This window comes from Pseudomonas sp. R28(2017), assembly GCF_002112505.1.
In the GTDB taxonomy this organism is placed as follows: Bacteria; Pseudomonadota; Gammaproteobacteria; order Pseudomonadales; family Pseudomonadaceae; genus Aquipseudomonas.
On sequence record NZ_NEHW01000006.1, the window covers coordinates 204,486 to 221,843 of the forward strand.

Sequence of the window (17,358 nt, forward strand, 5' to 3'; positions counted from 1 at the left end):
AATGAGCGGATCGATTGTGGCGCGCCTGAAACTGGCGCGCGACGACTTCACCCTGGACGTCGACCTGAACCTGCCCGGCCGCGGCATCAGCGCGCTGTTCGGCCACTCGGGCTCGGGCAAGACGTCGTGCCTGCGCTGCCTGGCCGGGCTGGAGCGTGCAGCCAGCGCCTATATCGAGGTCAATGGCGAGGTCTGGGAAGACAGCGCCCGCGGCCACTTCCTGGCACCGCACCTGCGCCCGGTGGGCTACGTGTTCCAGGAAGCCAGCCTGTTCCCGCACCTGTCGGTGCGCGGCAATCTGGAATTCGGCTGGCGGCGCATCGCCGCGGCCGAGCGCAAGGTCAGCCTCGATCAGGCCTGCCAGCTGTTGGGCATCGGCCACCTGCTCGAACGCAAGCCCGCCACTTTGTCGGGCGGCGAGGCGCAACGGGTCGGCATCGCCCGCGCATTGCTCAGCAGCCCGCGGCTGTTGTTGATGGACGAACCGCTGGCCGCACTGGACGGGCCACGCAAGCGCGAGATCCTGCCCTATCTCGAACGCCTGCACGACGAACTGGACATCCCGCTGGTGTACGTCAGCCATGCCCAGGACGAAGTGGCGCGGCTGGCCGACCATTTGGTGCTGCTGGAGCAAGGCCGGGCCATGGCCAGCGGGCCGATCGGCGAGACCCTGGCCCGCCTCGACCTGTCGCTGGCCCAGGGCGAGGACGCCGGGGTGGTGTTCGAGGGCATGGTCATCGGCCACGATCCGCACTACGACCTGCTCGACCTGCGCCTGCCCGGCGGCGACGCACCGGTGCTGCGCATCGCCCACCCGGCACACAGCATGGGCAGTACCTTGCGGGTCAAGGTCCAGGCCCGGGATGTAAGCCTGGCCCTGCGCGCCGACAGCACCTCGAGCATTCTCAACCGCCTGCCGGTGCGCGTGCGCGAAACACGCCCGGCAGACAACCCGGCGCATGTGCTGGTGAGCCTGGATGCGGGCGGTAACGCCCTGCTGGCGCGCATCACCCGGTTCTCGGCGGACCAACTCGGCCTGCACCCGGGCCAGGCACTGTTCGCGCAGATCAAGTCGGTGGCGCTGTTGGGCTGAGCATCATCGAAGCGGACGTTGTCCATTGATCAGTGACCTGATCGAGGCCTGCCGCCGATGCTTGACTGCCCTCTGCCACCCAGCCTGCACTATGTCGACGACAGCCAGCCGGGCCTGACCCGGCGCCGTTGGCGCGACCGCTTCATCTACCTCGACGCCCACGGGCAGCGCGTTCGCGACAAGGAAACCCTGGCGCGCATCGCCGCGCTGGTGATCCCGCCGGCCTACACCGATGTGTGGATCTGCAGCGATCCGCAGGGCCACCTGCAAGCCACCGGTCGCGATGCCCGTGGCCGCAAGCAGTACCGCTACCACGCCCAGTGGCGCGAACTGCGCGACCAGCACAAGTACGGGCGCATGCTGGCCTTTGCCCAGGCCCTGCCGAAACTGCGCGCGCAACTGCAAGCGCACCTGGCCCGCCCTGGCCTGGATCGGGAAAAGGTCATGGCGCTGGTGGTGAGCCTGCTCGACCACACGCTGATCCGCATCGGTAACCAGCGCTACCTGCGCGACAACCAGTCCTATGGCTTGACCACCTTGCGCAACCGCCACGTAAAGGTACAGGGCAGCACCGTGCGCTTCCAGTTCCGCGGCAAGCGCGGGGTGGAGCATAACGTCACGCTGCGTGACCGGCGCCTGGCCAACCTGCTCAAACGCTGCATGGAGCTGCCTGGGCAGGCGCTGTTCCAGTACCTGGACGAAGATGGCCAACGGCACAGCATTGGTTCCAGCGAGGTCAACCAGTTTCTCCAGCAACTGACCGGCGCCGACTTCACCGCCAAGGACTACCGTACCTGGGCTGGCAGCAGCCTGGCCCTGAGCCTGCTCAGGCCGCTGGCCTGGGAACCGGAGAGCGAAGCCAAGCGCCAGGTCGCGGCCATCGTCAAGCAGGTGGCCACCCGCCTGGGCAACACCCCGGCGGTTTGCCGGCGCTGCTACATCCACCCAGCCGTGCTCGAGCATTACGCCCTCGGGCGCCTGGCCAACTTGCCCGGGCGCCGCGTGCGCAAGGGGCTGGACAACGAAGAGGTGGCCTTGCTGCTGTTTCTTCAAGCCCTGGAAACAACAGCCGATGATTGAGCCGCACTATTCAGGCCATCATGCAGAGAAATTTCCCATAAAGGCCGAAGCCCCCTATTCTTGCCACCGAGCACCTTCGCCGACCCGCTTAGCAGCATTTACTTCGGCACCTGCAACTAAAGACACGCAACAGAATTTGTCTTTCGGGGAATTACTATCCGCCGAAAGCGTCTTTAATGAGAAGGAAGAGGGACACGCTCCCACCGTTACGGCCCAGTGGCCCGACGGATTTCTATATCACCAAGGAGAACTACATGCTGATACTCACCCGTAAGGTTGGCGAAAGCATCGTCATCAACGATGACATCAAAGTCACCATTCTGGGCGTAAAAGGGATGCAGGTGAGGATTGGCATCGATGCACCAAAGGATGTCCAGGTGCACCGTGAAGAGATCTTCAAACGCATCCAGGCCGGCAGCCCGGCTCCGGAAAAGCACGACGACCAACACTGACCTGAGCGCCTCGCTTCAAGCCGCACGGACGCGCTTGATCGAATGGCCGGCGCAAGCCGCACCCTGAACCTCAGGTGCCGAGCAGCTCGCGCACCTTGGCGATCATTCTGTCCATGTCGAAGGGCTTGTCGAAGACCGCAGCGAACAGCTCCGGGCGCCCCTGGCTGGCCTGGGCGCCGCTCATGAGGATCACCGGCAGGTCAGGCAGCTCCAGTTCGTCGCGAATCGCCCGCACCAGTTCCTCGCCATTGAGCACCGGCATCATGTAGTCGGTGATCACCAGCTCTACGCGCTTTTCCCTCAGCGCTTCCAGTGCCTTGCGCCCATTGCTCGCCTTTTCCACCAGAAAGCCTTCGTCCTCCAGGGCAAAGCCGAGGATATCGGCGATCAGGTATTCGTCATCGACGATCAGAATGGTGTTCATCGGCAGGCCCCGTCAGCCACCCCCTTGCGGCACCGGCGTACCCGAAAGCACACCACAGGCGCCCTCGAACGCCTTGTGCAGGCTGATGCCCTGCGGCCCGATCTGCAGCTCATGCAGCGCCGGGTCGTGATGGCTGTCGCGCACTTTCAGGATCGACAGCATGCGCCGCAGTTGGGAGTCCAGTTCGACGAAGCGCATCAGCATGAGGTTGTCGACGATGCTCGACAGGTCCGGTGCCGGGGCGGTGATTTCCGAACCGAAAATGTCACGCATCTCCCAGGTGAGCATGACGCTGACATCCCGCGCCCGCAGCTCGCCCGCCAGCGCCCGGAAGAACGCATTGAGCCGCGCCGGGTCGGTTGCCAGGCGGCTGAACGCGCCCAGGCTGTCGATCAACACACGCTTGCTGCCCTGCTGCTCGACCTGGGCGAGCAGGCGCGCGCCCACCTGGTCCAACAAGCCTTCGGTGGTCGGTTGCCAGCATAGCTGCAAGGCACCCGCACGCTCTTGGGCAGCGAAGTCGTAGCCCAGCGATGCCGCCTTGAGCCGCAGCCTGGCGGGGGTTTCGTAGAAGCCGAAATGCAAGGCCGGCTGTTCGGCAGTGGCTGCCGCCAGGAACGCCAGGCCCAGGGAGGTCTTGCCGATCCCCGAGGGGCCGATCAGCAGGCTGACCGAGCCCAATGTCAGGCCCCCGCCGAGCATCTCATCCAATACCCCAACGCCCGTGGATACCCGGTTCAAGGACGCGCTACCCAGCTGGCTGGGGTGGCTGTATAGCGCTTCCAGCCGCGGGTAGACATGCATCCCCGACTCATCGATCAGGCACTCGTGGCGCCCGGACAACGCCCCGCTGCCTCGCGTCTTGCGCAACTGCACATGGCGCACCGCGCGGCTACCGACCAGTTGCTCACCCAACTCGATCACACCATCGACCATGGTGTGTTCCGGGCTGTTGTCATCCAGCCGGGCACTGGTCAGCAACAGCACGGTACAACCGGCAAAGGCCGCATGCCCCTGCAGTTCGGAGACGAACTTCTTGGTATCCAGCGCCGTTTCCGCGCGCACCCGGGCATTGAGCACGCCATCGACGATCAGCAGGCTCGCCTGCTGCTTGCCGATTTCCTGGCGCAGCAACCTGACCACCGCATCGAGCCCCTCCTGCTCCAGGGTGTCGAATGCACTGACGAACTGGATCTGGTCACCAACCAGCGCCGGGTCGAAGAACTCGAGGGTGGCCAGGTACTGGAACAATCGCTCATGGGACTCGGCGAGCAAGGTCGCCACCAGCACCTTGCCACCGTCACGCACATGGCTGCAGGCCAGCTGGTTGGCCAGGATGGTCTTGCCCGCCCCAGGCGGCCCCTGAACGATGTAGGAAGCGCCCGCCACCAAGCCGCCCTTGAGCAGCGCATCGAGCCCTTCGATCCCCGTGACCAGCCGTTTGAGTGCCTGCACCATGGTGGCTTACCTGTTGTCTTGTGCCCCCGCAACGGGCTGATAGGCCGGCAGATACAGGCGCATGCATGTGCCTTGGCCGAGCGTGCTTTCGACACTGATGGCGCCATTGCTCTGCTTGGCGAAGCCGTAGACCTGGCTGAGACCCAGGCCGGTGCCCTTGCCGAACGGCTTGGTGGTGAAGAACGGCTCGAAGATGCGCGGCAGTACCAGCGGGTCGATACCGTCACCACTGTCATTCACTTCGAAGCACACGAACGCGCCGTGCAGCCCCTCCACCTCGCCCGCCAGGTCGACCGTGAGCACCGCCAGGTCGATGGTGCCCCGCTCGCCTATCGCATCGCGCGCGTTGAACAGCAGGTTGAGCAGTACCATCTGCAACTGCCCGGTATCCACCTCGATCAGTGGCAGGTCGGGCTGCAGGTACGCCTTCAACACGATTTCACGCGGCAGCGCATGCTCCAGCAGGCCCCGCGTAGACTCCAGCAGCCTGGCCGGAGCGATGAGCGAGACATCGAGTTGACGGTGGCGGGCGAAGCTGAGCAGTTGCTGGGTCAGCTCGGTACCGCGCTGCCCGGCATCGAGAATGTGCTCGAGCATGCGCGCCACCCGCACCGGGTCCTGGCTGGCCTGCGCCAGGCGCGCCGAGTTGATGATGATGGTCAGCAGGTTGTTGAAGTCATGTGCCAGGCCACCGGTGAGCTGGCCCAGCGCTTCGAGCTTCTGCGCCTGGAACAGCTGGGCGCGCACGGCGTCGAGCTGCAGCGCCGACTCGCGCCGGTCGGTGATGTCACGGGTGACCTTGGCCAGGCCGACGATCTGCCCCTGCTCGTCGCGGATCACATCGAGCGCGGCCAAGGCCCAGAACTGCGTGCCATCCTTGCGCACGCGCCAGCCTTCGTCCTGCGCCACGCCCTGCTCCAGCGCCTGCCTGAGCAGGCGCTCGGGGCGCCCTTCGGCGCAGTCCTGCGGGGTGAAGAACAGCGAGAAATGCCGGCCGATGACTTCTTCGGCGCGGTAGCCCTTGATCCGTTGCGCGCCTGCGTTCCAGGACACCACGTGGCCAGTGGGGTCGAGCATGTAGATGGCGTAGTCCACCACCGACTGCACCAGCTGCTCATAGCGGCTGGCGGGCATGACAGGGTGATCGATACAGTCGGCTGAAACCATGCAAACTCCACAGGCACAGCGGGAGGGACCTGATTAGCTTAGCCAAGCGTACCCTACTGCAACAGCGCGTGCTGTAACAGATTATCAACGCTCGGGTTCGACCAGTACCGGGCTGATACGCCGCGGCATCGCCACCTTCAGCAGCCACAGGCCGACCAGCACGATCAGGCCGCCACCTGCCAGCGCCATCCAGCGCTGCGGCTGCGGGTGTTCGGCATCAAAGCCGAGCATCAGCAGGTAGCCACCGAGGGCGATCAGGCTCAGGTACAGAAAAGCGCCCATCAGCAACACCTGGGCGAACAGCAGGCGCCAGAACAACCGAGGGCGAACCGTGCGCCCGGGAGGCGTCGAGGGAGTGGCCTGGGACATGGCATCACACTCATTGGATCCAATGAAGTGGGCAACAGTGGCCTAATGACAGCAAGGTGTCAATTGCCCATTTGATCAACCCCTCATTACTTTGATCATAGGTGCTGCGATTGACTCAACTATAACAATGGGTTATAAAGCGCACTTGATTGTCAGGCCCTTCTGCCTAGAAGCGCGCCGGTCGTCACGACCCTTTCAAGCGTGCGAGTGTGGTGGAATTGGTATACACAGCAGACTTAAAATCTGTCGGCGTGAGCCTTGCGGGTTCGAGTCCCGCCACTCGCACCAAACTTCTTTGAAAAGGCGCCCTTGCGGCGCCTTTTTGCTGCCCGCCAGCAATCTTCCGCGCAGCTGCTAGAGTGGAGCTTGTCTCCGTCCACCGGTATGCCGCCATGCGCTATTCCCTGCTCGATGGTCAACGCGACTTCGTTCTCCTGATCGCCCGCGTGCTGCTCATGATTCTTTTCGTGCTGTCCGGCTGGGCCAAGCTCACCGGCTTCGAAGGCACGGTCGGCTACATGACCTCGCTGGGCGCCCCAGCGCCGATGCTGGCGGCAGCGGTTGCGGTGTTCATGGAGTTCATCGTCGGCATCCTGCTGATCCTCGGTTTCTACACGCGCCCGCTGGCCTTACTGTTCGCCCTGTTCGTGCTGGGCACCGGGCTGCTTGGCCATCCGTTCTGGAACATGGTCGACCCGGAGCGCGCCGCCAACATGACCCAGTTCCTGAAAAACCTCAGCATCTGCGGCGGCCTGCTGGTGCTGGCAGTCAGCGGCCCGGGGCGCTTCTCGGTGGACGGGCGCTGATTCAATCGTCCAGGTCATCGTGCCAGGCTGGGTGATCGCGCGCTTCGTCATCGAGGTCATCCAGCCATTCTTCGTCTTCGTCTTCCTCCACCTCGTCCTCGGCGCCCTGGGCGTCTGCTTCAGGGTCGAAGTCTTCATAGAGGAATTCGTGATCGAGCAGGTGATCGTGTTCGGGCTCGTGCAGGTCGTCTTCGTCGCGCATGGTGGCTCCTGGAAATCTGGCACGCCTGTATAGGCGCATCGTTGGTCGTGGTCAATGGATTACGGTTAATGCTGACTTAACCGACCGACCTCAGGCTGAAATCTCTCCCTTCAAAACGTTCGTTGCCCGCCTTCATGGCGGGCTTTTTTTCGCCTGTTGGCAAGCGCCCTTCATCCGGCCGGGCTCGATCCCCTTGAACTTCACGCGTGCTGGCCAGGCTCTGCAAAGAGGCAGGACTTTCACTTTTCAAGGAGAAAGCAAATGGCCGTGAACATAGACAACCTCATCATCACCACCCCTGTGCCCAAATCCCCCAGCAACCCGGTAGCACTGGAGGTTACCGGCGCCCAGGCGCTTGCCACGCTGACCAATGTGGTCGCACGCCAGAGCGACGGTTCGATTCGCATGACCGCCCCGACCAAGGGAGCCTCCAGCAAGAGCACCCATCGCACCCGCTGCGAATGGAAGGAGCCGGTGTACTGGGCGTTCGGCAGCGCTGCGCACCATCGCAACCACCAGACCATGACCCTGGAAAAAGTCAATTTTGCGCAAAAGGTGGTGATATCCCAGTTGCATGTGAAGGACGACGACAACCCGCCAATCAAGGTGTTCTGGAACAAGGGCAAGATCACGGTGGGTTTTCGCAGTGACTTCAACCAGACGGCAACGCTCAGCAGCAATGTGCTCGCCGACGTCCCCCTGGGGACGCGTTTCGATGTCACCATCGAGGTGAGCGAAAGCGGCGCGTGCACGGTAAGCGCCAGCAGTAACGGCCGCAGCGGCACGACGGCCACGTTGCAACTGGGCGCATCGTGGGCCACGCGCACGCTGAATTTTCATGGCGGGGTGTACAACCAGGTGGACTACAGCGACGACACGCCGGCGGACGATGCCTCCGTGTGCGTGATCAGCACGCTCGAGTTGAGCCATGCTTGAGTCACGGGCGACGAGCCGCCTACGTACCCTTCACATTTTCATGACAACGCCTTGGGCACCATGACCGTGCTCCATACGTTCTTTGACCCGCCCCTTGCTGGCGGGTTTTCTTTTTTCGGGCACCGCTTACCCACCCAAGCGCGCCCGTGGCGTTGGCGAAACATCCACGAATGCCTGAACCCAGCCCGGCCCCGAGCCGGGCTTTTTCTTGTCCGCACGCCTGCCATCTGCTTGCAGATATGCATCAATGCATATACTGTATATGCATACAGGTATTGAGGCGTCGGAAAGCGATGTAAAGACAGGCCGGGCAAAGCATCCGGCTGTGCATTCACGAGTGCACAGCCGGATGCGGAGGAACGCATCACAGTTGGAAGGCAATCGTGCCAGGCCAATGATTTTATCGTCAGGAGCATTTTATGACCGTAAACATCAGCAATCTAACGATCGCTACCCCGGTGGCAGTCTCTTCAACGAACCCTGTGGCGCTGGAGCTCAATGGCGCCGAAGCCATCGCCGAGTTTCCGAGCGTGGTGAAGGTGCTCAGCGACGGCTCGGTTCAGTTCTCGGCGCCGACCAAAGGGGCCTCAAGCAAGAGCACCCACAGAACCCGTTGCGAGTGGTCGGAAACCCAGAACTGGACGCTGGGCAGCGCCCCGGCCCACTGGAATCGCCAGACCATGGCGCTGACCAAGGTCAATTCGGCGCAAAAGGTGGTCATCAGCCAGATGCACGTCAGGGGGGATGACAGCCCGCCAGTGAAGGTGTTCTGGAACAAGGGCAACATCACCATGGGGTTCCGCCACTCCTACAACCAGGCCGAGCCGGTGAACAGCACCCTTCTGCAGGGCGTGCCGCTCGGCACGAAGTTCGACGTGATCATTCATGCCACCTCGGCGGGTGTGGTCAAGGTGACCGCCAGGTGCAACGGCGTCTCCAAATCGTCGAGCGACCTGCAACTGGATGACACCTGGGACACGCGCCTGTTCGAATTCCATGGCGGCATCTACAACCAGGTCGACTACACCGATGCGACGCCGGCCAGCGATGGTTCGGTGTGCATCATCAGCGAGCTGTCGCTCAGTCATGGCTGAATGCTGGGCAAAATGAAAAACCCCGCAGACTTTCATCTGCGGGGTTTTTCGAATGGTGGAGGCCGAGGTCGGAATCGAACCGGCGTAGACGGATTTGCAATCCGGAGCATAACCACTTTGCTACTCGGCCTCAAAGTTCGGATCTAGCAGCTTGCGCTTCGCTATCTCCTTGAAACACCGCACCTTTTTCAAAGTTTGCTGCGTTTCGATGGGCGCCATTATGTCTGCATTCCTTCAACCTTGCAACCCCCCTGAACAGAAAAAAATTTCAGCGGGCTCAAGGTGTTAGCGCAAGCGGCCGAGTTTGCTCCACAACCCTACCACTGCGTTCTCGACCGTGCCGCTGGCCGCCATGCCGATACGCTCCTGCAAGCTCTTGCGCTCGGCGTAGTGCAGGTGGAAGAGATTGGCCGTGCGGGCGCGGTCACTGAGGTACTCGTCGCTGGTCTGCAGTTCATCGACCAGCTTGCGGTTCAGCGCAGCCACACCGAGCCAGACTTCACCGGTGGCCACCTCGTCGATGTGCAGCTGCGGGCGGTAGCGGGAGACGAAGTCCTTGAACAGCTGGTGGGTGATGTCCAGGTCTTCCTGGAACTTCTCCCGGCCCTTTTCGGTGTTCTCGCCAAATACGGTCAGGGTACGCTTGTACTCGCCGGCGGTCAGCACTTCGAAGTCGATGTCGTGCTTCTTCAGCAGGCGGTTGACGTTGGGCAACTGCGCCACCACACCGATCGAGCCCAGCACGGCAAACGGTGCACTGACAATCTTCTCGCCGATGCAGGCCATCATGTAGCCGCCGCTGGCGGCGACCTTGTCGATGCACACGGTGAGCGGGATGCCGGCCTGGCGGATACGCGCCAGCTGCGAGGCCGCCAGGCCATAGCTGTGCACCAGGCCGCCGCCGCTTTCCAGGCGCAACACCACTTCATCGCGGGGGGTGGCCAGGGTCAGCAGTGCAGTAATCTCGTTACGCAGGCTTTCGGTGGCGGAAGCCTTGATGTCACCGTCGAAGTCGAGCACGAACACCCGGCCCTTCTCTTCGGCCTTGCCCTTCTTCTGCTGTTTTTCCGCCTTGGCCTGCTGCTTGCGCAGGGCCTTGAGCTGGGCCTTGTCGAGCAGGCCGCTTTCCAGGCGTTCGCGCAGCTCTTTATAGAATTCGTTGAGGCGGGTGACCTGCAACTGCCCACCGGCCTTGCGCCGCCCCTTGCCGCGCAAACCGGCAATGGCGGACAACACCACCAGGATGGCAATCACCAGGGTGGCGGTTTTGGCGAGAAAGCTTGCGTATTCGGCAAGAAACTCCACGTTGACTCCTTATGAACCTGCGCCAGATCGGCGCGAAACTGTTGCAAGCATACCGTTGCGCCCGTGCCCTCGCCAGCCGAGGTAAACGCTGGCAACACAGTTCAAACAACCTTTTCAAACGCTTGTATGTTTTTTCGTTGACAGCCTGTGTGGCGCATCCTAACCTCGCAGCAACCCTTCAACGCCGGATACCCCAGTGGGCAATCTCTACCTGATCCGACATGGCCAGGCTTCCTTCGGTGCGGACGACTACGACGTCCTCTCGCCCGTCGGTGTGCGCCAGAGCCAGGCCCTCGGCGAACACCTCGCCCAGCTCGGCCTGCGCCTGGACCGCTGCGTGGCCGGTGATCTGCGGCGCCAGCAGGACACTGCCCGGCACGCGCTGCAGGCATTGAATGCGGCGGGTTGCGCGGTACCGGCCCTTGAGACCGACGCGGCCTTCAATGAGTTCGATGCCGACGGGGTGATTCGCGCCCTGCTGCCCGGCTTGCTGGCCGATGAGCCGAACGCCCGGGATATCCTGCGCAACGGTGCACAGAACCGCAGCGAGTTCCAGCGCCTGTTCGCCCTGATGGTTCAACGCTGGCACGCCGGTGAACATGCCGATGACGGCCTGGAAACCTGGCAGGCATTCACCACCCGGGTCGACGCTGGCCTGCAGCGTGTGCTGAGCAGCGCGGGCAGTGGCGACAACATCGCCGTGTTCACCTCCGGTGGCACCATCGCCGCCCTGCTCCACCTGGTTACCCGAATCACCCCCAGTCAGGCCTTTGCGCTGAACTGGCAGATCATCAACACGTCGCTCAGCCAGCTTAAGTTCCGCGGCCGCGACGTGGCGCTGGCTTCCTTCAACAGCCAAGCCCATGTGCAGCTGTTGAGGGCGCCGGAGCTCATCACCTACCGTTGAGCCCGGCCCATAGTGTCCCTGCGGACGCGACTATCACTTAACAAGGAAAACACCATGAGCGATGTAGCTAAAGCCGTCGAGGCGATGAAAGCAAAATTCAACCCAGCTGCTGCGGCTGGCCTGGACCTGGTGTTCGGCTTCAACATCACCGACGAAGACAAGCAATACGCCTTGATCGTCAAGGACGGCACCTGCGACATCCAGGAAGGTGAAAACCCGGATGCCAACTGCACCCTGGTGCTGGACAGCGAAACCCTCAAGGGCATCGTCAGTGGTGAAACCGACGGCATGCAGGCCTTCATGGGCGGCAAGCTGCGTGTCGAAGGCGACATGATGCTGTCGATGAAACTCAGCGAGCTGTTCCCTTCCTGAGTGACGGGCGCGACGCACGATGAGAAAACCGAAGCCTGACCGGCTTCGGTTTTTTTTTGCCCGGCATTCGGTGCAGTGATCGACCAGCAACACCCTCGCCTATATGGCACCTGGCACGCTTGTTCCACAGCTGCCAGGCCATTAGATTAGCCAATAGTCCTTGCGCCAGATAATAAGGAAAACGCATGACGCTCACCGACCAGTCCACCCAGGTACGCCCCGGCGAAGAACTCGACGCGGCCGTCATCGATCCTTACCTGAAGGCCCACATCGCCGGCCTTGAGGGCACGCCGGGCATCAGCCAGTTCCCTGGCGGCGCGTCCAACCTCACCTACCTGGTCAGCTACCCAGGCCGTGAATTCGTGTTGCGCCGCCCACCGTTCGGCCAGAAGGCCAAGTCGGCCCACGACATGGGCCGCGAATTCCGCATCCTCAACCAGCTCAACAGCGGCTTTCCGTATTGCCCCAAGGCCTACGCCCACTGCACCGACGAATCACTGATCGGCGGTGAGTTCTACGTGATGGAACGGGTCAAGGGGGTGATTCTGCGCTCGGACATCCCGGCCGAACTGGGCCTGGATGCCAACCGCACCGAAGCCCTGTGCAAAAGCTTCATCGACCGCCTGGTCGAGCTGCACCAAGTGGATTACCACGCCTGCGGCCTGGCCGACCTGGGCAAGCCGGAAGGTTATGTGCAACGCCAGATCGAGGGCTGGACCAGCCGCTACGAGAAAGCCCTGACCCCGGATGCGCCGCGCTGGGAAGCCGTGATCGCCTGGCTGCGCGAGAAGATGCCCGCCGACCACCCTCGCCCGGGCATCGTGCACAACGACTACCGCTTCGACAACGTGATCCTCGATGCCGACAACCCCATGCGCATCATCGGTGTGCTCGACTGGGAGATGGCCACGATTGGTGACCCCTTGATGGACCTGGGCAACAGCCTGGCCTACTGGATCGAGGCCAGCGACCCGGCGCCGGTGCAACTGATGCGCCGCCAGCCGAGCAATGCCCCGGGCATGCTCAGCCGCCGCCAGTTCGTCGACTACTACGCCGAGCGCGCCGGCATCCAGCTGGACAACTTCGATTACTACTATTGCTACGGCCTGTTCCGACTGGCCGGCATCGTCCAGCAGATCTACTACCGCTACTACCACGGCCAGACCCAGGACAAACGCTTCGCCCAGTTCATTCACATGAACCGGCTGCTGGAGCAGATGAGCCTGCAGGTCATCGGCAAGTCCACGCTCTGACGCCAGACAACAAGGAAAACAGCATGTCCAAGACCCCACTGTTCGACCTCGACGGCAAGATCGCCTTCGTCTCCGGCGCCAGCCGTGGCATCGGCGAAGCCATTGCCCATCTGCTGGCCCAACAGGGTGCCCACGTGATCGTCTCCAGCCGCAAGCTCGACGGCTGCCAGCAGGTGGCCGACGCCATCATCGCGGCGGGCGGCAAGGCCACCCCGGTCGCCTGCCATATCGGTGAAATGGAGCAGATCCAGCAGGTGTTCGCCGGCATCCGCGAACAGTTCGGGCGCCTGGATATCCTGGTCAACAACGCGGCCACCAACCCGCAGTTCTGCAACGTGCTCGACACCGACCCGAATGCCTTCCAGAAGACCGTCGATGTGAATATCCGCGGGTACTTCTTCATGTCGGTGGAAGCCGGCAAGCTGATGCGCGAAAACGGCGGCGGCAGCATCATCAACGTGGCGTCGATCAACGGTGTGTCGCCGGGCCTGTTCCAGGGCATCTACTCGGTGACCAAGGCTGCGGTGATCAACATGACCAAGGTGTTCGCCAAGGAATGCGCACAATTCGGCATTCGTTGCAACGCCCTGCTGCCCGGCCTGACCGACACCAAGTTCGCCTCGGCACTGGTGAAGAACGACGCCATCCTCAATGCCGCGCTACAGCAGATCCCGCTCAAGCGCGTGGCCGACCCCAAGGAAATGGCCGGCGCCGTGCTGTACCTGGCCAGCGATGCCTCCAGCTACACCACCGGCACCGCGCTGAATGTCGACGGTGGTTTCCTGTCCTGATCATGGCTTGCCGGCCCCTTCGCGGGCTCGCCCGCTCCCACAGGTTCAGTGAGGTCCTGTAGGAGCGGGTTTACCCGCGAAGAGGCCGGTAGCGCAGAAACGTTACAGGCAGGTCGCTGCCGCTGCCCGACGCTGCAGGGCCACGCCATCATTCTTCTGCGCGTAGTAATCCACCCGTGTACCGCCCGCCTGCGGATACACATCCACGAACGACTCCGCCTCGCGGGTATACACCGTCAACCCGCCCTGCTTGCGCGGCTCCAGGTAGCCACTGGCGTCATCGCCGAACACATCCTCTTTCTGCCAGCTGAACTGGATGCACTGGGCCACCAGCTCCGGCGCCTTGCGCGAATCGAGCCGGGCCGTCGGCTTGCCACCGCGCGCCGCATCCATGGTCGCGCTCGCGCAACCGACCAACACCAGCGCCGCAGCCATCGGCAGAATTGCTCGCATGTTCCATCCTCGGGGCAAAAAGAAAGCGACTCTAGCATTGCGAATGAATTGTCCCAAGCGGGCCGCTGTCGCAAATAGGGAATGCAACCAAGGAGAGCCCCATGCAAGCCAGACACCTGTTGCCTGCACTGCTGATTGCCAGCCTGCCCGCACTGAGCTTCGCTGCCCCCTCGGCAGAAGAGAGCATCAAAGCGCCGGAAACCCACAACCGTGAACTCAAGGTCGGCGACAAGGCCCCCGACCAGTACAAACGCGATGACCAGGCCATCAGCGACTGGAAGGCCAAGGGGCTGCCCGCCCCGGAAAAGGAAAGCCACTGGGTGCGAATGGGTGAGCATTATGTGCTGATCCAGATCACCAATGGCGTGGTGCTGGCGATCCATCCCGCGTCCTGAAGCTACCCGCCGCTTGATCTGAGCTGATCCAACCGCCGCCGTGCAAGCATGCCACTCATCGCTCGCACGGCATTTTTTTGCCCGCCGGGGAAACCAAATGGATCGATCCCAGTCTCATTCAGTGTCCCGTAAACCTATGCGGATCAAGGACCTATATCGAGATGACCCGCCTTGCAAGCTTTTCGCTGATCGCTGCCTTCCTGCTGCTGTCGGGCTGCTATCACGACCACTACCGTGATGACGGCGGCTGGCGCGACGACGATCGCGGCCACCGACACCACCATCGGCACGACCGCGACGATGACGACGACCGCCAATGGCGCGGTGACCGTTACTACCGCTGAAGCGTCTCCCCTACCCTGACCCGCCGCCCAACCGTGCGGCACCTTAACCTGATGATTCCTTTGAGGTTCAAATCATGCGTCTGACTCTGCCTTCCATTGCCCTGGGCCTGCTGCTGTGCCAGGGCGCGTTCGCCGGTGACGGCACTGCCGCCATCGGCGGCGGCCTGGGTGGTGTGCTGGGCAACGTTGTCGGCCAGCAAATGGGCGGCCGCACTGGCGCAGCCATCGGCGCCGGTGTCGGCGGTGCAGCCGGTAGTGCTGTAGCTGCGAAGAAAGGCAACCGTACCGAAGCCGCCATTGGCGGTGGCCTGGGCTCGGCCGGCGGCTCGCTGCTGGGCGGCGCGGTAGGCGGCAAGACCGGCTCCACCATCGGTGCCGGCCTGGGCGGCGCAGCGGGTGGTGCCCTGGGCAACCACCTGGGCGACAACGGTGGCAGCAGCAAGCACCGCCGCCACCGTCACCACTGAGTGACAACCATGAAAAGGGCCGCATTTTGCGGCCCTTTTCATTTGCGCCATGGGTGCAAACCCTGCAACACATCAACATCACCTTCACCGCAAGCTGCCACACTGGCTGCTACTGTCTTTCGTGCCCCCTTGAGTGAAGGAACACCCCCGCCCCATGAACCAGGAACTGCTCTGGGTCCTCGGCCTGCTGGCTGTCGTCGTCACCCTCTTCGTCATCAACCGCCCGCGCATGGACGTGGTCGCCTTGCTGGTGATCCTCGCCCTGCCGCTGTCGGGCATCCTCTCCGTTGAACAGGCCCTGGCGGGCTTCAGCGACCCCAACGTGGTGCTGATCGCCGCCTTGTTCGTGATCGGCGAAGGGCTGGTGCGCACCGGCATCGCCTACCGCATCGGTGAATGGATGAGCGAACGGGCCGGTAACAGCGAGGCTCGCCTGCTGGTGCTGCTGATGGTTTCGGTGGCCGGGCTGGGCTCGGTGATGAGCTCGACCGGGGTGGTGGCGATCTTCATCCCGGTGGTGCTGAGCATTGCCGCGCGGCTTAAGCTGTCACCCAGCCGGCTGATGATGCCGCTGAGCTTCGCCGGCCTGATCAGCGGCATGCTCAGCCTGGTGGCCACGCCACCCAACGTGGTGGTGCACAGCGAGCTGGTACGCCATGGCGGCCCCGGCTTCAGCTTCTTCAGTTTCACCCCGTTCGGCCTGGTGGTGCTGGTGCTGGGCATCGGTTACATGCTGCTGACCCGCCACTGGCTCAATGGCGAAGTGCGCAAGGACGGCCGTGTGGAAAGCCGCCGCACGCTGCTCGACCTGGTGCTCGACTACAAGCTCAACGGCCGCGAACGGCGCCTGCGCATCCGCCCGCACTCGCCACTGGTCGGCCACACCCTGGGCGAACTGGAGCTGCGCACCAGGCACGGCGCCAACGTGATCGGCATCGAACGCCAGCACAAGTTCACCACCCGGGTCATCGTTGCCGACTCGAGCACCGTGCTGCAACAGGGTGATGTGCTGCTGCTCGACCTGTTCGCCAACCGCGACGACCTGCGCACCCTGTGCCAGACCATGCAGCTGGAACCGCTGCACTTCAAGGCGGCCTACTTCATCGACCAGTCCCAGGAGCTGGGCATGGCCGAAGTGTCGCTGCCACCAGGCTCGCAACTGATCGGCAAGAGCATTCTGGAACTGGCCTTCCGCACCCGCTACGACCTCAACGTGGTCGGCCTGCGTCGCGAGCAGGCGGCCATCGAAGAACAACTGGTGGAAGAGAAACTGCGCCTGGGCGACACGCTGCTGGTGGTCGGCCCGTGGAAGGCCGTGCGCCAGTTGCAGAGCCAGCCAAAGGACTTCCTGGTGTTGAGCCTGCCGGCCGAAATCGACCAGGTTGCGCCGGCCCGAACCCGTGCACCCTATGCGTTGGTCAGCCTGGCGGTGATGGTCGGGCTGATGGTCAGCGGCGCCGTGCCCAATGTCATCGCCGCGCTGATCGGCTGCCTGCTGATGGGCGCCGGGCGCTGCATCGACATGAACAGCGCCTACCGGGCCATACACTGGCAGAGCCTGGTGCTGATCGTCGGCATGCTGCCGTTCGCCCAGGCGCTGCAGAAAACCGGCGGCATCGACCTGGCCGTGGGCGGGCTGGTCAGCCTGCTGGGCGGCGCCGGGCCGCTGGCCATGCTGGCCTGCCTGTTCATGGTCACGGCTGTCATCGGCCTGTTCATTTCCAACACCGCCACTGCCGTACTGATGGCGCCCGTGGCGATCAGCACGGCAACGCAGCTGGGCATGTCGCCCTACCCGTTCGCCATGACCGTGGCCCTGGCGGCATCGGCGGCGTTCATGACGCCGGTGTCATCCCCCGTCAACACCCTGGTGCTCGGCCCGGGGCAGTACCGCTTTGGCGACTTCGTCAAGATCGGCGTGCCCTTTACCGTGCTGGTGATGCTGGTGACCGTGCTGATGGTGCCCTGGTTCTACGGTCTGTAAGCGATC

The 17,358-nt window shown here is 63.2% G+C and carries 21 protein-coding genes and 2 tRNA genes; 15 read left to right on the top strand and 8 right to left on the bottom strand.

Features of this window, described 5'->3' with window-relative positions:
* The first annotated feature begins 1 nt into the window (after position 1).
* The 3 genes from modC (at position 2) to csrA (ending at position 2,625) form a co-directional block, all read left to right on the top strand.
* The gene (gene modC, locus CAF78_RS13060) at positions 2-1,093 is read left to right on the top strand and encodes a molybdenum ABC transporter ATP-binding protein (RefSeq protein WP_085676102.1); all 1,092 of its coding nucleotides are present in this window, start codon (positions 2-4) and stop codon (positions 1,091-1,093) included.
* A 57-nt stretch (positions 1,094-1,150) separates the two neighbouring features.
* Complete coding sequence (locus CAF78_RS13065; protein ID WP_085676103.1) at positions 1,151-2,173, top strand: DNA topoisomerase IB; 1,023 nt, start codon at positions 1,151-1,153, stop codon at positions 2,171-2,173.
* 254 nt (positions 2,174-2,427) lie between these two features.
* Positions 2,428-2,625: a carbon storage regulator CsrA gene (csrA, locus tag CAF78_RS13070; protein ID WP_012315047.1), complete on the top strand. Its 198-nt coding sequence runs from the start codon at positions 2,428-2,430 to the stop codon at positions 2,623-2,625.
* A gap of 70 nt (positions 2,626-2,695) precedes the next feature.
* On the opposite strand, the gene CAF78_RS13075 is transcribed toward csrA, so the two are convergent.
* From CAF78_RS13075 to CAF78_RS13090, 4 genes are all read right to left on the bottom strand, one after another.
* Positions 2,696-3,049: a response regulator gene (locus CAF78_RS13075; protein WP_085676104.1), complete on the bottom strand. Its 354-nt coding sequence runs from the start codon at positions 3,047-3,049 to the stop codon at positions 2,696-2,698.
* Between the two features lie 12 nt (positions 3,050-3,061).
* The gene (locus CAF78_RS13080; protein WP_085676105.1) at positions 3,062-4,507 is read right to left on the bottom strand and encodes an ATPase domain-containing protein; all 1,446 of its coding nucleotides are present in this window, start codon (positions 4,505-4,507) and stop codon (positions 3,062-3,064) included.
* 6 nt (positions 4,508-4,513) lie between these two features.
* Positions 4,514-5,674 (bottom strand): nitrogen regulation protein NR(II), encoded by a 1,161-nt coding sequence (locus CAF78_RS13085; RefSeq protein ID WP_085676106.1) that lies wholly within the window; start codon positions 5,672-5,674, stop codon positions 4,514-4,516.
* 84 nt (positions 5,675-5,758) lie between these two features.
* Entirely contained in the window at positions 5,759-6,043 is a 285-nt protein-coding gene (locus CAF78_RS13090) for a hypothetical protein (protein ID WP_085676107.1), read from the bottom strand.
* A 203-nt stretch (positions 6,044-6,246) separates the two neighbouring features.
* Between CAF78_RS13090 and CAF78_RS13095 the strand changes: the two genes are divergently transcribed.
* Positions 6,247-6,331 (top strand) — tRNA-Leu (locus tag CAF78_RS13095).
* Between the two features lie 104 nt (positions 6,332-6,435).
* Complete coding sequence (locus tag CAF78_RS13100; protein WP_085676108.1) at positions 6,436-6,849, top strand: DoxX family protein; 414 nt, start codon at positions 6,436-6,438, stop codon at positions 6,847-6,849.
* Between the two features lies 1 nt (position 6,850).
* On the opposite strand, the gene CAF78_RS13105 is transcribed toward CAF78_RS13100, so the two are convergent.
* The gene (locus CAF78_RS13105) at positions 6,851-7,051 is read right to left on the bottom strand and encodes a hypothetical protein (protein WP_085676109.1); all 201 of its coding nucleotides are present in this window, start codon (positions 7,049-7,051) and stop codon (positions 6,851-6,853) included.
* Between the two features lie 261 nt (positions 7,052-7,312).
* Here CAF78_RS13105 and CAF78_RS13110 point away from each other — a divergent pair, with 261 nt between their 5' ends.
* A complete protein-coding gene (locus CAF78_RS13110) occupies positions 7,313-7,987 on the top strand; it encodes a polysaccharide lyase family 7 protein (protein WP_085676110.1) in 675 nt (224 codons plus the stop codon).
* A gap of 419 nt (positions 7,988-8,406) precedes the next feature.
* On the top strand, positions 8,407-9,081 hold the full coding sequence (locus tag CAF78_RS13115) for a polysaccharide lyase family 7 protein (protein ID WP_085676111.1): 675 nt from the start codon (positions 8,407-8,409) through the stop codon (positions 9,079-9,081).
* A gap of 56 nt (positions 9,082-9,137) precedes the next feature.
* Here the strand turns inward: CAF78_RS13115 and CAF78_RS13120 are convergent.
* Both CAF78_RS13120 and sohB read right to left on the bottom strand, forming a co-directional pair.
* Positions 9,138-9,211, bottom strand: a tRNA-Cys gene (locus tag CAF78_RS13120).
* A gap of 155 nt (positions 9,212-9,366) precedes the next feature.
* Positions 9,367-10,386: a protease SohB gene (sohB, locus tag CAF78_RS13125; protein WP_085676112.1), complete on the bottom strand. Its 1,020-nt coding sequence runs from the start codon at positions 10,384-10,386 to the stop codon at positions 9,367-9,369.
* Between the two features lie 196 nt (positions 10,387-10,582).
* On the opposite strand from sohB, the gene CAF78_RS13130 reads away from it, so the two are divergent.
* The 4 genes from CAF78_RS13130 to CAF78_RS13145 all read left to right on the top strand — a co-directional run bounded on the left by CAF78_RS13130 (position 10,583) and on the right by CAF78_RS13145 (position 13,709).
* On the top strand, positions 10,583-11,293 hold the full coding sequence (locus CAF78_RS13130) for a histidine phosphatase family protein (RefSeq protein WP_085676113.1): 711 nt from the start codon (positions 10,583-10,585) through the stop codon (positions 11,291-11,293).
* 54 nt (positions 11,294-11,347) lie between these two features.
* Positions 11,348-11,665 (top strand): SCP2 sterol-binding domain-containing protein, encoded by a 318-nt coding sequence (locus CAF78_RS13135; protein WP_085676114.1) that lies wholly within the window; start codon positions 11,348-11,350, stop codon positions 11,663-11,665.
* A gap of 185 nt (positions 11,666-11,850) precedes the next feature.
* Positions 11,851-12,918, top strand: a complete 1,068-nt coding sequence (locus tag CAF78_RS13140; protein WP_085676115.1) for a phosphotransferase family protein — start codon at positions 11,851-11,853, stop codon at positions 12,916-12,918.
* A gap of 23 nt (positions 12,919-12,941) precedes the next feature.
* A complete protein-coding gene (locus tag CAF78_RS13145) occupies positions 12,942-13,709 on the top strand; it encodes an SDR family oxidoreductase (RefSeq protein ID WP_085676116.1) in 768 nt (255 codons plus the stop codon).
* A 102-nt stretch (positions 13,710-13,811) separates the two neighbouring features.
* Here the strand turns inward: CAF78_RS13145 and CAF78_RS13150 are convergent, their stop codons facing one another.
* Positions 13,812-14,162, bottom strand: coding sequence for a hypothetical protein (locus CAF78_RS13150; RefSeq protein WP_085676117.1), 351 nt, complete (start codon positions 14,160-14,162; stop codon positions 13,812-13,814).
* Positions 14,163-14,263: 101 nt separating this feature from the next.
* Here CAF78_RS13150 and CAF78_RS13155 point away from each other — a divergent pair, with 101 nt between their 5' ends.
* The 4 genes from CAF78_RS13155 to CAF78_RS13170 all read left to right on the top strand — a co-directional run bounded on the left by CAF78_RS13155 (position 14,264) and on the right by CAF78_RS13170 (position 17,352).
* Positions 14,264-14,557 carry an RcnB family protein gene (locus CAF78_RS13155; protein WP_085676118.1) on the top strand — a complete coding sequence of 98 codons (294 nt, stop codon included), beginning with the start codon at positions 14,264-14,266 and terminating at the stop codon, positions 14,555-14,557.
* Between the two features lie 161 nt (positions 14,558-14,718).
* The gene (locus tag CAF78_RS13160; protein ID WP_085676119.1) at positions 14,719-14,901 is read left to right on the top strand and encodes a hypothetical protein; all 183 of its coding nucleotides are present in this window, start codon (positions 14,719-14,721) and stop codon (positions 14,899-14,901) included.
* Between the two features lie 74 nt (positions 14,902-14,975).
* Positions 14,976-15,368 carry a glycine zipper domain-containing protein gene (locus CAF78_RS13165; protein ID WP_085676120.1) on the top strand — a complete coding sequence of 131 codons (393 nt, stop codon included), beginning with the start codon at positions 14,976-14,978 and terminating at the stop codon, positions 15,366-15,368.
* Positions 15,369-15,522: 154 nt separating this feature from the next.
* Entirely contained in the window at positions 15,523-17,352 is a 1,830-nt protein-coding gene (locus CAF78_RS13170) for an SLC13 family permease (RefSeq protein ID WP_085676121.1), read from the top strand.
* Positions 17,353-17,358: the final 6 nt, after the last annotated feature.